At 66.4% G+C, this 14,131-nt stretch carries 9 protein-coding genes; 7 read left to right on the top strand and 2 right to left on the bottom strand.

Annotated elements, in window-relative coordinates; genetic code table 11:
* Window positions 1-43: 43 nt before the first annotated feature.
* Both H3H45_RS16630 and H3H45_RS16625 read right to left on the bottom strand, forming a co-directional pair.
* Window positions 44-781, bottom strand: coding sequence for a type 1 glutamine amidotransferase (locus H3H45_RS16630; protein ID WP_182834813.1), 738 nt, complete (start codon window positions 779-781; stop codon window positions 44-46).
* Window positions 782-920: 139 nt separating this feature from the next.
* Window positions 921-5,783 (bottom strand): NAD-glutamate dehydrogenase, encoded by a 4,863-nt coding sequence (locus H3H45_RS16625; protein ID WP_182834812.1) that lies wholly within the window; start codon window positions 5,781-5,783, stop codon window positions 921-923.
* Window positions 5,784-6,123: 340 nt separating this feature from the next.
* Between H3H45_RS16625 and H3H45_RS16620 the strand changes: the two genes are divergently transcribed.
* From H3H45_RS16620 to H3H45_RS16590, 7 genes are all read left to right on the top strand, one after another.
* A complete protein-coding gene (locus tag H3H45_RS16620) occupies window positions 6,124-6,981 on the top strand; it encodes a hypothetical protein (protein ID WP_182834811.1) in 858 nt (285 codons plus the stop codon).
* A 142-nt stretch (window positions 6,982-7,123) separates the two neighbouring features.
* Window positions 7,124-8,083: an AAA family ATPase gene (locus H3H45_RS16615; protein WP_173205513.1), complete on the top strand. Its 960-nt coding sequence runs from the start codon at window positions 7,124-7,126 to the stop codon at window positions 8,081-8,083.
* Window positions 8,084-8,215: 132 nt separating this feature from the next.
* Complete coding sequence (locus tag H3H45_RS16610) at window positions 8,216-9,184, top strand: DUF58 domain-containing protein (RefSeq protein WP_407926701.1); 969 nt, start codon at window positions 8,216-8,218, stop codon at window positions 9,182-9,184.
* On the top strand, window positions 9,181-9,675 hold the full coding sequence (locus tag H3H45_RS16605; protein WP_182834810.1) for a DUF4381 domain-containing protein: 495 nt from the start codon (window positions 9,181-9,183) through the stop codon (window positions 9,673-9,675). Before H3H45_RS16610 ends, H3H45_RS16605 begins: the two co-directional genes overlap by 4 nt.
* Window positions 9,668-10,687 carry a vWA domain-containing protein gene (locus H3H45_RS16600; RefSeq protein WP_182834809.1) on the top strand — a complete coding sequence of 340 codons (1,020 nt, stop codon included), beginning with the start codon at window positions 9,668-9,670 and terminating at the stop codon, window positions 10,685-10,687. The genes H3H45_RS16605 and H3H45_RS16600 overlap by 8 nt, the downstream gene beginning before the upstream one ends.
* Complete coding sequence (locus H3H45_RS16595) at window positions 10,687-12,471, top strand: VWA domain-containing protein (protein ID WP_182834808.1); 1,785 nt, start codon at window positions 10,687-10,689, stop codon at window positions 12,469-12,471. Before H3H45_RS16600 ends, H3H45_RS16595 begins: the two co-directional genes overlap by 1 nt.
* Window positions 12,468-14,105, top strand: coding sequence for a BatD family protein (locus H3H45_RS16590; RefSeq protein ID WP_182834807.1), 1,638 nt, complete (start codon window positions 12,468-12,470; stop codon window positions 14,103-14,105). The genes H3H45_RS16595 and H3H45_RS16590 overlap by 4 nt, the downstream gene beginning before the upstream one ends.
* Window positions 14,106-14,131 lie beyond the last annotated feature (26 nt).

The raw sequence follows: 14,131 nt of genomic DNA, 5'->3' as shown, positions 1-14,131 counted from the left end.
ACGCCCCGCACTGAGCGGGGCGTTTTTGTTTCAGCTCGAAACCTCAGGCCGCCGGACAAGCCAGCTGCAGGCGCTCGCCGAAGGCTAACTGCAGCCAGTGCCGATAGAAGCCTTCCGCCACCCGATTGAGCGCCGCCACCCGCGCTGGCAGGTCGACCAGCATCTGCCGCAGCCCCTGCTGGCTGGCCTGGGTTTCGTCGAGCAGGTGCGCCCAGTCGCGCAACCAGTCGGTTACCAGTTCCTCGGTCATTTCCGGGTGGCCCTGCAGGGCCAGCACCTTGTCGCCCCAGGCAAAAGCCTGGTTCGGGCACCAGGGGCTGGACAGCAGCCACTCGGCACCGGCGGGCAATTCGAAGGTGTCGCTGTGCCACTGATAGACCGGGAACTCGCCCGGCAGATGGGCCAGCCAGGGATTGGGCTTGGCCTGGTCGCGGCGAACCAGCGGCTGCCAGCCGACTTCGGTATAGGGCATGCGATGCACCGGCGCGCCGAGGGCTCGGGCAATCATCTGCCCACCCAGACAGTGGCCGATCAAGGGAATATCGCGTTGGATGATGTGCTGCAAAGCGGCAACTTCTGCCCCGATCCAGGGCAGATTGTCGTTGACGCTCATCGGCCCGCCCATCACCGCCACGGCACGCGGGCGATCAAGGTCGTAGCCGTCGAGTTCACCGAGGTCGCTGCGCAACACGGTGTAATCGAGCTGATGGGCCTCCAGCACTGCTGCCAGATGGCCCGGAGAACAATAATCGACGTGCGTTAGAATTAGAATGTCGGTCATGACTACTCTCCGATGTCCGCTGGAAAAGGCAAAGCCCGTGCCGAAACACGGGACCCTGCGGCAATTCTGCGAACTTTTTTACGGAGGCTAACCGAGTCGCCCGTGACCGGCCAGTGCCGGCACGGACAAACCTGCACCATCAGGCAATGCTGACAGCCTGCTGATCGCTACGCGCCAGATCCATCAGCTCGCGGTTGGCCACCGCATACATGGCGTAGTCGGTGCCGGTGGCCGCACGCAGCTCACCGAGCATCACCAGCCAGCGCTGCACCAGTGCCTTGTGCTGTTCCAGCCAGAACACCACGCGCTCTTCCACATCCACCGGGCCGTCGGCCATCTGCAGCACCGCAATAGTGATGGCACGCTGCTGCCAGTCCAGGTCATCGCGGAACGCCTCGCGGGCCAGGGCCTGCCAGTTGTTGTCCACCGGCAGGCTGGTGATCTGCTGCAAGTACCAGGACAGCTCCAGCGCCCCACCCACGGCGAAGTAGGCGGTGGCCACTTCCGAGGCCGGCTTGCCGGTGACATCCGCCGCTTCGATGATCGGCAGCAGGGTGTACAGGTGACTGGTGCCAGCCACCACGCGGGCCAGCTCCTCCGGCGTGCCGGCTTCGACGAAGCCCTGGTAGCGCGCCAGCCACTGCTCGCGGGCCGGGCCTTCCAGCAGTTCGTCCAGACGCCCGGCCAGTTCGGCCACGCGCGGGCCGAAGTGGCCGACATCGCGGGCGGCATCCAGCTCGTTGCGGCGACTGCGCAGGAACCAGCGGGTAGCCCGGCGGCCCAGGCGCATCAGCTCGTCCATCAACTGCAGCTGCAGCTCAGCCGGCACCTGGTAGTCCAGCGCCTCGATCTGCTTCCACCAGTGCGGCAGACGGAACACGTCGCGGACGATGACATAGGCGCCAGCGACGTTGGCCGCGCTCATGCCGGTGGACTCCTTAAGGCGCTGCACGAAGGTGATGCCCATGTGGTTGACCAGATCGTTGGCGATCTGCGTGCTGACGATCTCGCGCTTCAGGCGATGGCGGCGCATCGGCTCGGCGAACTTCTTGCTCAGCTGCGCCGGGAAAGCGGTCTCCATCTCGCGAGCCAAGTAGTCGTCGTCCGGCACCAGGGATTTCAGCAGGGCTTCCTTGAGATCGATCTTGCTGTAGGAGATCAGCACCGACAGCTCCGGCCGGGTCAGACCCTGGCCATTGGCAGCGCGCTCGTTGAGCTCGTCGTCGCTGGGCAGGAACTCCAGGGCACGGTCCAGCTTGCCAGCCGCTTCCAGCGCAGCCATCAGGCGCTTGTACTCGGGCAGGCGCTCGCGGGCACGGCGCTCGGCCAGGGACAGGGCCTGGGTCTGCTTGTAGTTGTTGCCCAACACCAGGCTGCCCACCGCATCGGTCATCTCGGCCAGCAGCTTGTTGCGCTGCTTGCCGGTCATGTCGCCGGCACCGACGATCTCGTTGAGCAGGATCTTGATGTTGACCTCGTGGTCGGAGCAGTCCACGCCGCCGGCGTTGTCGATGAAGTCGGTGTTGCTGGCGCCGCCACTCAGGCCGTACTCGACCCGGCCGAGCTGGGTCATGCCGAGGTTACCGCCCTCGCCCACCACCTTGGCGCGCAGCTCGTTACCGTTGACGCGCAGGCCGTCGTTGGCCTTGTCGCCGACGTCGGCATGGCTTTCCTTGCTCGACTTCACATAGGTGCCGATGCCGCCGTTCCACAGCAGGTCGACCGGCGCCTTGAGCAAGGCATTGAGCAGTTCGGTGGGCGCCAGCTTGTCGGCGCTGATGTCGAAGCGCGCCTGCATCTGCGGGCTGATGGCGATGCTCTTGGCACTGCGCAGGAAGATGCCGCCGCCTTCGGAGATCAGCTTGGTGTCGTAGTCGGCCCAGCTGGAGCGCGGCAGGTCGAACAGGCGCTGGCGCTCGACGAAGCTCTTGGCCGCATCCGGATTGGGGTCGATGAAGATGTGCATGTGGTTGAAGGCCGCCACCATCTGCAGCTTGTCCGACAGCAACAGGCCGTTGCCGAACACGTCGCCGGCCATGTCACCGATACCGATGACGGTGACGTTGTCCTTCTGCACATCGATGCCGCGCTCGCGGAAGTGGCGCTGCACCGAGACCCAGCCGCCCTTGGCGGTGATGCCCATGCCCTTGTGGTCGTAACCGGCCGAGCCGCCGGAGGCGAAGGCGTCGCCCAGCCAGAAGCCGTAGTCGAGGGCGATGCCGTTGGCGATGTCGGAGAAGGTCGCGGTGCCCTTGTCCGCTGCCACCACCAGGTAGGGGTCGTCGTTATCGTGGCGCACCACGTTCTGCGGCGGCACCACGGCGCCGTCCTTGAGGTTGTCGGTGATGTCGAGCAGGCCGCTGATGAAGATGCGGTAGCAGGCGATGCCCTCGGCCAAGACCTCGTCGCGGTTGGCGCCCACCGGCATCTTGCGCGGGATGAAACCACCCTTGGCGCCCATCGGCACGATCACCGCGTTCTTCACCTGCTGCGCCTTGACCAGGCCCAGCACTTCGGTACGGAAATCTTCCTCGCGATCGGACCAGCGCAGGCCGCCACGGGCCACGTCGCCGAAGCGCAGGTGCACGCCCTCGACACGCGGGCAGTAGACGAAGATCTCGAACTTCGGCACCGGCCGCGGGATGTCCGGGATCAGCCGCGGGCTGAGCTTGAAGCTGAAGTAATGCTTGGGCTGCCCATCGGCATCCGGCTGATAGAAGTTGGTGCGCAGGGTGGCCTTGATCAGGTCCAGGTAGCGCCGCAGGATGCGGTCCTCGTTGAGCACCGCGACATTGTCCAGGGCAGCGAGGATCGCCTGCTCCAGTTTCTGCTGCTTGTCTTCGAGGTCTTCGCCGACCAGTTTGCGCGCCAGGTAGAAGCGCGTCTTGAACAGGCGCACCAGCTCCTTGGCGATATCGGCGTGGTTGACCAGGGTGGCGGCGATATAGCTCAGGTCGAAGCCTAGGCGGATCTGTTTGAGGTAGCGCGCATAGGCGCGCAGCAGCGCCACATCGCGCCAGGGCATGGAGGCGGTCAGCACCAGACGGTTGAAGCCGTCGTTCTCGGCCGCGCCGCCGACGATCTGCACAAAGGCGTCCTGCAGGGTGTCATTGAGCTGCTGGATGTCGACCGCCGTGCCCTCGGCACTGGTGAAGGCGAAGTCGTGAATCCAGAACTCGCGGCCATCGGCACGGCGCAGCTTGTAGGGGAACTCGCCAAGCACGCGCAGGCCAAGGTTTTCCAGGATCGGCAAGACGTCGGACAGCGGCAGCGGCGTGTCGGCGTGGTACAGCTTGCAGTGCAGCTCCTGCTCACCCTGGGCCAGCGGCTGGTAGAAGCTCATCACCAGCGGGCGCTCTTCGGAGAGGCTGAGCAGGTGCTGCATGTCGACCACCGCCGAATGCGGGGCGAAGCGCTCGCAGTAACCCGCCGGGAAGCCTTTCGGGAAATCGGCCAGCACCTGGGTGCCCTGGGCCTCGCCGAAGCTTTCCACGACCAGGCTGGCGTAGTCGTCCTTCCACGAACGGCAGGCCTGGATGACTTCTTTCTCCAGGCGTACCGGGTCGATCTGCACACGGTTCTTCGGGTCGACCTTGAGGATGAACTGCACCCGCGCCAGCACCGACTCGGAGAAGTAGGTCCAGAACTCGCAGTCACTGGCGCCCAGGCGCTCCATGAGGATCTGCTGGATCTTCACCCGCGTCTCGGTGGAGTACACGTCGCGCGGCACATAGGCCAGGCAGTAGGCGAAACGACCGTAGGGGTCGCGGCGGATGAACAGGCGCAGCTTGTTGCGTTCCTGGATCTGCACGATGGCGATGGCGGTGTTGAACAGCTCATCAACCGGGGTCTGGAACAGGTCGTCGCGCGGCAGCACTTCCAGCACCTGCTCCAGCTCCTTGCCCAGGTGCGCCTTGCGGTCGAAGCCGGAACGCTCGGCGATTTCCGCCACTTTGCGGCGGATATAGGGGATGCGGCTGACGCTCTCGGCATACACCGAGGAGGTGTACAGGCCCATGAAGCGGCATTCCTTGATCACCTTGCCCTTGGCGTCCAGCTCGCGGATCGAAACGAAGTCCGGATAAGCCGGGCGATGCACGCGGCTCGGCGTAGCCGCCTTGGCGAAGGACAGCAGACGCGGCTCACGGAGGAAGTCCACGGCCTCCTTCTCGATATGCAGCTCGTCCTTTTTCAGGCCCTTGCGCAGGCCGCGGGACAGACCGAGCAGGGACTTCTCGTCATACACCAGATGGCCGCCATCCTTCTCTTCGGCCACGGTGAATTCCTCGTAGCCGAGGAAGGTGAAGTGGTTATCCAGCAGCCAGCCGAGGAATACCTTGATCTCGGCCAGCTCGGCACCGTCGACCTTGAGCTTGGCCTTGTCCAGCCAGGCCAGCAGTTCTTCGGCGCGGGCCTTCATCGGCTGGAAGTCGGCCACGGCCAGGCGCACTTCTTCCAGCACTTCCTGCAGGGCCTTTTCCAGAGTGCGCAGCTCGCCGACGTTGGCGCAGCGGTCGATCTCCAGGTACATCAGCGCTTCTTGCTGCACGCCCTTGCCGCTGCTGCCCTTGGCCAGGATTTCCTGCAGCCCGCCGTTCTTCTCACGACGCACGCTGAACACGCTGTTCTGCAGGGTATGAATGCTATAGCCGCGGCGGTTCAGCTCCATGCGCACCGAGTCGACCAGAAAGGGCAGATCGACGTGCAGCACTTCCACCGCAGTGTGGGTGGACTGCCAGCCGTGCTTCTCGTAGTCCGGGTTGTACACCCGCACCAGCGGCTTGGCGGCGTCGAAGCGCTCGAGCAGGCGCCAGGACGACAAGGTGCAGCCGGCCAGGTCGCCGAGGCGGCGTTGAGTCAGTTCGTCGAGGGCGACGATGCCGAAGAATTGCTCGGCGAACAGCGCCACTTGTGGCAACGCCTGATCGCTGACGTGCTGGGCCAGGGCCGCTTGCAGTTGGTGCTGGAAGTCGGCTTTGCTGGCCGCAGTGAAAAACGCCATGGTGATGCTCCGCTGGACTTGTTATTCGTGGAGGCGCCGCGCGTGCTTCCAGGCAGGAAAGCTGCACCGCCGGCTCCAGGCAAGTCTAGGCCATGATGGAAACTCGGCAGTACGCACGACGACCAATAGGTCACGGCAAGCTTAGCGAGTGCGTGTGAAAGCACGCTTGCAGCCCTGCGACATATTCGTTCATCGCCATGCAGGCCTGGCCGGCCTTTGCAGGAGCGAGCTCTGCTCGCGAAGCTTTTGACTAATCAGCTGAACCAGCACAGCGCACGCCTACACGCGTCACAACTGAGCTGCTAAGGTGCCGGCTTCCTCGCAGTCTGGTAGGGAAACCATGCAGTACCGTCCCCTCACGCGCTCCCTCGTACGCAACTTCGGCAACCTGCTGGTCAGCGCCATCGGCCTGTTGCTGCTGGCACTGGCCTGGTGGCTGGCGCCACAGCTGATACCCCTGCTGCTGGCCTGTGGCGTGCTGGTCTACCTGGGCGTCTTGCTGCCGCGCTGGATCGGTCGCAGCGAACGCCTGCGCCGCGCCGAAGCCGCGCGCCAGGCCGGGGTGGCCAAGTGGGGATTCCACTGCCGTGATCATGCCGGCCCCTGGCTCAACTACATCGACTATCCCCTGCTGCGCCATGAGCCATGGCTGGCCGGGCGCTTCTTCTACAGCGAATGGCTGGTGATCCACGACGGCCTGCTGATCGTCAATCCCGGCCCTTCGCGGGTCGACCTGGAGCACGGCGAAGTGCGCTACGACTTTAGCTGCACCAGCACCTACGCCTGGGATGGCTGCACGCCCAAGGTGCCGTTCTACTGGGTGGCCATCCTCGGCATTCCCGACTGGTGGGAAAAGCTCCACCGCGTCCAGCGCCTGCAGCAGGGCCAGGTGCAGGAAAGCCAGGTGTTCTGGCCGCTGGCTCACCCCGCCAGCCTGGTGCATGACGCGCTGTACCAGTACCTCAACGTCGCCCCGCTGGCCAAGCACGAGGCCGACCTGCTGTTCTGGCGAATGCTGCGCGAGGCCGGCATGGCTTGGCCGCTGGCGTTTGCCTATTACCTCAGCGTGCGCCTGTTCGGCGCGCCGGATATCCGTGGACCGGCGCGCGCCAACAGCACGCTGCGCTGCATCAGCGCCTTGCCGCACAGCACCCAGGCAACGCCAGAGAACTTAGTCGAGATGTCGCGGTCTGCTTGAGCCGCGCCCTTTCCACGCGAAAACGGAACTGGCCGGCACTGCACCACCGCGGCTATGCCAGATCGCCGCGCAATGCAGTAGAGTTACCACCCCGATCGGGTGTGTTCGGCTACCCGTCAGTCCCTTTCCAGGAAGATTTTCGATGGAACATCGAGAGGCGCTACTCGCGCTGCGACACTTTCTTGCAACCCAGATTCTCGGCCAGGAAAAACTCATCGAGCGCCTGCTGATCGCCCTGTTGGCGGACGGCCACCTGCTGGTCGAAGGCGCTCCCGGCCTGGCCAAGACCAAGGCGATCAAGGAACTGGCCGAAGGCATCGAAGCCGAGTTCCACCGCATCCAGTTCACCCCCGACCTGCTCCCCGCCGATATCACCGGCACCGAGATCTACCGCCCGGAAACCGGCAGTTTCGTGTTCCAGCAGGGGCCGATCTTCCACAACCTGGTGCTGGCCGACGAGATCAACCGCGCCCCGGCCAAGGTGCAGTCGGCGCTGCTCGAAGCCATGGCCGAGCGCCAGGTCAGCGTCGGGCGCTGCACCTATGATCTGTCGCCGCTGTTCCTGGTGATGGCCACGCAGAACCCGATCGAACAGGAAGGCACCTACCCGCTGCCCGAAGCCCAGCTCGACCGCTTCCTCATGCACGTCAAGATCGGTTTCCCGGATGCCAGCGTGGAACGCAAGATCCTCGCCCAGGCCCGTGGCGATGCGCTGAATGGCGAAGCCAAGCCGGAACACCGGGTGACCCAGCAGGCGATCTTCGCCGCGCGCAAGGAAATCCTCGGCCTGTACATGGCCGATGCGGTGGAGGAATACCTGGTGCAACTGGTAATGGCCACGCGCACCCCCGGCAAGTTCGACCCCGAGATGGCCGAGTGGATCGCCTACGGCGCCAGCCCGCGCGGCTCGATCGCCCTCGACCGCTGCGCGCGCGCGCATGCCTGGCTGGCCGGGCGCGACTTCGTCAGCCCGGAAGATATCCAGGCGGTGCTGTTCGACGTACTGCGCCACCGCATCATCCTGTCGTTCGAGGCGGAAGCCGCCGGCATCGACCAGGACCGGGTGATCCAGCGCATTCTCGATGTGGTGGCGGTGGCGTGATGCAGCGTGCCTCGATTCTTTTCTCCCCTCTCCCGCTTGCGGGAGAGGGGCCGGGGGAGAGGGCAATTGGCCACAACGCCCTCTCCCCAGCCCTCTCCCAACTCTTGATAAGAAGAGAACGGGAGAGGGAGCATGCCCTCTGAGACTCTGAGCGCCATGCACAGCCAACCCACGCAACCCGGTATCCGCGTCAGCCTCGCCGAGCTGATCGAGATGCGTCATCGCGTGCGCGAGGTGCAGCTGTTTTCCACCCCGGCCAAGCGCAGCCCGCTGATCGGCCTGCACCACTCCAAGCTGCGAGGGCGTGGCGTCGACTTCGACCAGGTGCGCGTCTACCAGCCCGGCGACGACGTGCGCACCATCGACTGGCGCGTCACCGCGCGCACCCAGGAGCCGCACACCAAGCTGTTCCACGAGGAGCGCGAGCGACCGATCTTCATCATGGTCGAGCAGAGCCGGCGACTGTTCTTCGGTTCCGCCCTGCAGTTCAAGTCGGTACTCGCCGCCCAGGCCGCCAGCCTGTTCGGCTGGGCCGCGCTGACCCACAACGACCGCATCGGCGGGCTGGTGTTTGGCGACCACGAGCACCACGAGATCAAGCCACGACGCAGCAAGCAGAGCCTGCTGCAACTGCTCAACCGCCTCGCACGCGCCAACCAGGCCCTGCACGGCGAAGCGCAGAACGGCCGTGACACCTTTGGCCTGGCCCTGCGCCGCGCTCGGGAAGTGCTGCGCCCAGGCAGCCTGGCGATCATTCTGTGCGACGAACGTACCCTCGGCGATGCCGCCGAGCAGCAGCTGACCCTGCTCGCCCGGCACACCGACCTGCTCCTGCTGCCGGTCTCCGACCCGCTCGACCATGCCCTGCCGGCCGCCGGCCTGCTGCGTTTCTTCGAGCACGGCGCGCAGCTCGAACTGGACACCCACAACCCTGACCTGCGCGCCGCCTACCACGCCCTCGGCGAACAGCGCCGCGCGCGCTGGCAGCGCCTGGCGCAGAAGCTCGGCGTGCCGCTGCTCCCGCTATCCACCGCCAGCGATCTGGTCGAGCAACTGCGCGACCATCTGAACAGCCAGCAACGCGGGGGAAAACGCCCGTGAACCCGCTCGACCAGCTGCAACCGACCATCGCCCCGCCGCCCGTGGCCTGGTGGCCACCAGCGCCTGGCTGGTGGCTGCTCGCCGTGTTGCTGCCGCTGTTGCTCTGGGGCCTGTGGTACCTGCGCCGCTACCTGCCCAAGAAGAAACAAGCGAAACAGACCGAAATACAGCTCGACCCGCTGCGCCTGGCCGCCCTGGCCGAGCTGGAGCGCCTGAGCAAACCCTACGACGGCGTGCCGGCCGGCCCCTGGCTGCAGCAATTGAATGCCCTGCTCAAGCGCCTGTGCCGCGCCCACTACCCGCAGGATCACAGCCATACCCTGAGCGGTCGCGCCTGGCTGGCCTTCCTCGACAGCCGCTGCCCGGCCGCCGGGCTGACCCGCTACATGGTGCTGGTGGAAGGCGGCTACCGCGCCGGCTGCACCCTGGATGACAAGGCCATCGCCGGCCTCAGCCAGGCCGTCGACACCTGGATTCGCAAGCATGTTTGAGTTCGCCTGGCCCTGGGCCTTTCTCCTCGCCCCGCTGCCCTGGCTGCTGCGCCTGCTGCTGCCGGTGGCGGACAGCGGCGAAGCGGCGTTGAAGATCAGCTTCCTCAGCGAGCTGGAAGGCCTTAGCGGCCGCCGCGCCCGTGCCAGCCTGCCGGCCTGGCGCCAGCAGGCGCCGTTCGCCCTGCTCTGGCTGTTGCTGCTGCTCGCCACGGCGCGTCCGGAATGGGTCGGCGAGCCGCTGCCCTTGCCGGCCAGCGGCCGCGACCTGCTGCTGGCGGTGGACGTTTCCGGCTCCATGGAACAACGCGACATGCAGTGGGACGGCGAGGAAGTCTCGCGCCTGGAGCTGGTCAAGCAGCTGTTCGGCGACTTCATCGAGGATCGCCAGGGCGATCGCGTCGGCCTGATCCTGTTCGGCAGCCGCGCCTATCTGCAATCGCCACTGACCTTCGACCGCCACACCGTGCGAGTCTGGCTGGATGAGGCGCTGATCAATATCGCCGGCCCGCAGACCGCTATCGGCGACGCCATCGGCCTGGCGGTCAAACGCCTGCGCCAGCGCCCGGCCGACAGTCGCGTACTGGTGCTGATCACCGACGGCGCCAACAACGGCGGCGAGATCGATCCGCGCACCGCCGCGCGCCTGGCCGCCGAGGAACAGGTGAAGATCTACACCATCGGCATCGGCGCCGATCCGCAGCAGAGCGGGATCATGGGCATGCTCGGCCTCAGCCCCGGCATCGACCTGGACGAAGCGACCCTGATCGATATCGCCGAACAGACCGGTGGCAGCTACTTCCGTGCGCGCACCAGTGAGGAATTGCAGGATATCGAAGCCGCCCTCGATCACCTGGAGCCGGCCGCTCAGCTGCCGACCCGCGCGCGCCCTGCCCTGGCGCTGTATGGCTGGCCACTCGGCGTGGCGCTGCTGCTCAGCCTGCTACTGGTTGCCCATGAACTGTGGCCGCACAGCCTGCAGACCCTCAGCCAGCGCCTGCGGAGAAACAGCTGATGGATTTCGCCGCCCTCTGGCCACACTGGCTGCGCCCCTGGAGCCTGCTTCTGCTGCCCCTGTGCGCCTGGTTGCTCTGGCACCTGTGGCACCGCGAGCGGCGCAGCGGGCGCTGGCAACTGCTGCTGCCGACGCTGTTCCAGAGCGCCCTGCTCACCGGCGGGCGCACCCAACAGAACCGTCTGCCGTGGATCGCACTCGGCCTGGGCTGGCTGCTGGCCATCCTGGCCCTGCTCGGCCCCAGCTGGCAGCGCATGGAGCAGGCCAGCCAGAAGCGCGCCGACCCGTTGGTGGTGATGCTCGAACTGACCCCGGCGATGCTCGCCGGCGATGCCGCGCCAGACCGCCTGAGCCAGGCCAAGCGCAAGCTGCTCGACCTGCTGCACGCGCGCCAGGATGCGCAGACCGCGATCCTGGTATACGCCGGCAGCGCGCATACCCTGGTGCCACTGTCCGATGACCTGGCCACCGCTAGCAACCTGCTGGATGCGCTCAAGCCGTCGATCATGCCGGAGCCAGGGCGGCGCGCCGACGTGGCCATGAGCAAGGCCATCAACCTGCTCGAACAGGGCGCCCAGGGCCGTGGCCGCCTGCTGCTGATCACCAGTGAACTGAGCCAGGACGAGCGCAGCGGTATCCAGCGCGTGCTGGGCAAGCGCGGCGAACAACTGCGCATCCTCGGCATCGGCACCACCCAGGGCGCGCCAATCCTTGGCGAGGACGGCAGCTTCCTCAAGGATGCCCAGGGCGCGATCCTGCTGCCGCGTCTGGATGCCGCCGGCCTCAAGCGCTTCGCCAGCGAACTGGGCGGCCAGTATCGCCAGGCCAGCCTGGATGACCGCGACCTGCGCGGCCTCGGCCTGTTCGACGGCCCGCAGAGCCTGCGCGAAGACGGCGAACCGACCCAGCTGACCACCTGGGCCGATCAGGGCCACTGGCTGTTGCTACCCCTATTGCTGCTGGCCGCCTGCGCCGGGCGCCGTGGCTGGCTGTTCTGCCTGCCGCTGCTGCTGGCCCTGCCACAGCCCAGCTACGCCTTCGAATTCCGCGACCTGTGGTTGCGCCCGGACCAGCAAGGCCAGCGCCTGCTGCAAGCGGACAAACCCAAGGAAGCCGCCGAGCGTTTTGCCGATCCGCAGTGGCAGGGCGAAGCCCTCTATCGCGCCGGTGACTACCCCGCCGCCGCCGAACGCTTCGCCCAGAGCGACAGCGCCAGCGCCCACTACAACCGTGGCAATGCCCTGGCCAAGAGCAACGAACTGGAAGCAGCCCTGGACGCCTATGAGCAGGCCCTGGAGCAACAGCCGGACCTGCATGCCGCGCAGCAGAACAAGACCTTGGTCGAGCAACTGCTGCTGCAGCAAAAACAGCAACAGCAACAACAGCAGCAATCCGGGCAAGAAGGTGAACCACAGGAGCCAGGCAGCGAACAGCCGCAGTCGGGCAGCCCTGGCCAGCAGCAACCCTCCTCCGGGGAGCCACAGTCGCAGCCCGACGGAGAAGACGCTGCCGAGCAGCCGGCTGCCGAAAACCCGGCCAAGCCCGGCGAGCAACAGAGTGACAGCCCGGCGCAAAAACCCGACGCAGGCAACAGCGAAAACCAGACCCAGGCCGCGCAGGACAGCGACACAGACGAAGCCCAGGCCGGCAGCGGGCAGGCCCTCGGCGACGAGCAGCGCGATGCCCTGGAACAATGGCTGCGGCAGATCCCGGACGAACCCGGCGAGCTGCTGCGGCGTAAATTTCTCTATGAACAGCAACAGCGTCAGGAACAGTCTCGATGAGCCGCCTGCTTTGCGTCCTCTTTCTCAGCCTCTTCGCCCTGCAGGCCAGCGCCGCCAGCCTGACCGCCACGGTCGACCGCGCCCGTCTGAGCGAGGGGGAAAGCCTCGACCTGATTCTCGAATCGGATGATGTCACGGTGTTCGGCAAACCCGATCTGGCGCCGCTGGAGCCACTGTTCGAGGTCATCAGCACGCGCCAGGAAAACCGCCTGGCCACCTTCGATGGCAAGACCCAGGCCACCACCCGCTGGATCGTCACCCTGCTGCCCAAGCAGAGCGGCTATGTGGTGATTCCACCATTGCAGATGGGCGATGCCAGCAGCCAGGCCATCACCCTGCAAATCCTCAAGGCCGACGGCAGCGACAGTGGCGGCAAGCTGGCGCCGATCTTCATCGACTCCAGCCTGGATCAGGAAAGCGTCTACGTGCAGGCCCAGGCGGTACTGACCCTGCGCATCTATCACTCGGTGTCGCTGTATGACGACAGTAGCCTGACCCAACTGCAGGTCGCCGACGCCCTGGTCGAGCAGCTCGGTGAGCCGCGCACCTACGAGAAGACCATCAATGGCCTGCGCCACGGCGTGATCGAAGTGCGCTATGCGATCTTCCCGCAGAAAAGCGGCGAGCTGCGCATCCCCGCGCAGCTGTTCAGCGCCACCCCGGTGGAGCGTTCCGCCGATGGCGACTTCAACCCCTTCGGCCCGCGCCCCGGCCGGCAGACCCGGGTGAAATCGCCGGAAATCCCGCTGACGGTCAAGGCCAAGCCCGCCAGCTATCCCAAGGATGCACCGTGGCTTCCCGCCCGCGCCCTCAGCCTGGCCGAAGCCTGGAGCCCGGAACCGGACAAGGTTAAGGCCGGCGACTCGCTGACGCGCAACATCATGCTACGCGCCGAGGGCCTGTCCAGCAGCCAGTTGCCGCCGCTGCCCGCCAGCCAGAGCGACGGCCTGCGCCGCTATCCGGACCAGCCCCTGCTGAACAACGAGAGCGGCGAGCGCGGCATGATCGGCAGCCGCGAAGAGCGCGAAGCCCTGGTCGCCAGCCGCAGCGGACGGATCAACCTGGCGCCCGTCGAGGTGGTGTGGTGGAACACCGGCGAGGACCGCCTGGAGCGCACCAGCCTGCCGGCACGCACCCTGGAAGTCGCCATCAACCCGGCCCTGGAAGTGGATACCCCGGTCGACAGCCCGGCGCCCCTCGGGGTTGGCGAGGTGCCTCTGCTGTGGCCCTGGCAACTGAGCAGCGCCCTGCTCGCCTGCACCACCCTGCTCGGCTTCGGCCTGTGGTGGCGCGCCCGCCGCCAGCCGGCGATCCTGCCGACGGCGCAGACCGGTCCCAGCCCGCGCACCCTACTCGACGACCTCAAGCGTGCCTGCCTGGCCAACGACAGCCAGGCCACCCGCCAGGCCCTCGACGCCTGGGCGCGCCAGCAGCCAGAAACCCTGGCCGATATGGCCGCCCGCTTCGTGCCGCTGTCCGAGGCGCTGGATGGCCTCAACGGCGCGCTGTACAGCGAGAGCGGCCAGCACTGGCAAGGCGAAAGCCTGTGGAAGGCCATCCGTAGCCTGCCGGCCCTGGAAGCCCCAAGCAGCCAGCAGGAACCGAGCCCACTGCCGCCGCTCTACCCCCGCTAACCCCGCTAACCCTGTAGGAGCCAGCT

The organism is Aquipseudomonas guryensis (assembly GCF_014164785.1).
Taxonomy (GTDB): domain Bacteria; phylum Pseudomonadota; class Gammaproteobacteria; order Pseudomonadales; family Pseudomonadaceae; genus Aquipseudomonas; species Aquipseudomonas guryensis.
This window is presented reverse-complemented; position numbering and strand designations above follow the sequence as displayed.

Coding starts and splice junctions, on each gene's coding strand:
- H3H45_RS16630 (WP_182834813.1), bottom strand. CDS start 781: ATGACCGACATTCTAATTCTAACGCACGTCGATTATTGTTCTCCGGGC.
- H3H45_RS16625 (WP_182834812.1), bottom strand. CDS start 5,783: ATGGCGTTTTTCACTGCGGCCAGCAAAGCCGACTTCCAGCACCAACTG.
- H3H45_RS16620 (WP_182834811.1), top strand. CDS start 6,124: ATGCAGTACCGTCCCCTCACGCGCTCCCTCGTACGCAACTTCGGCAAC.
- H3H45_RS16615 (WP_173205513.1), top strand. CDS start 7,124: ATGGAACATCGAGAGGCGCTACTCGCGCTGCGACACTTTCTTGCAACC.
- H3H45_RS16610 (WP_407926701.1), top strand. CDS start 8,216: ATGCCCTCTGAGACTCTGAGCGCCATGCACAGCCAACCCACGCAACCC.
- H3H45_RS16600 (WP_182834809.1), top strand. CDS start 9,668: ATGTTTGAGTTCGCCTGGCCCTGGGCCTTTCTCCTCGCCCCGCTGCCC.
- H3H45_RS16595 (WP_182834808.1), top strand. CDS start 10,687: ATGGATTTCGCCGCCCTCTGGCCACACTGGCTGCGCCCCTGGAGCCTG.
- H3H45_RS16590 (WP_182834807.1), top strand. CDS start 12,468: ATGAGCCGCCTGCTTTGCGTCCTCTTTCTCAGCCTCTTCGCCCTGCAG.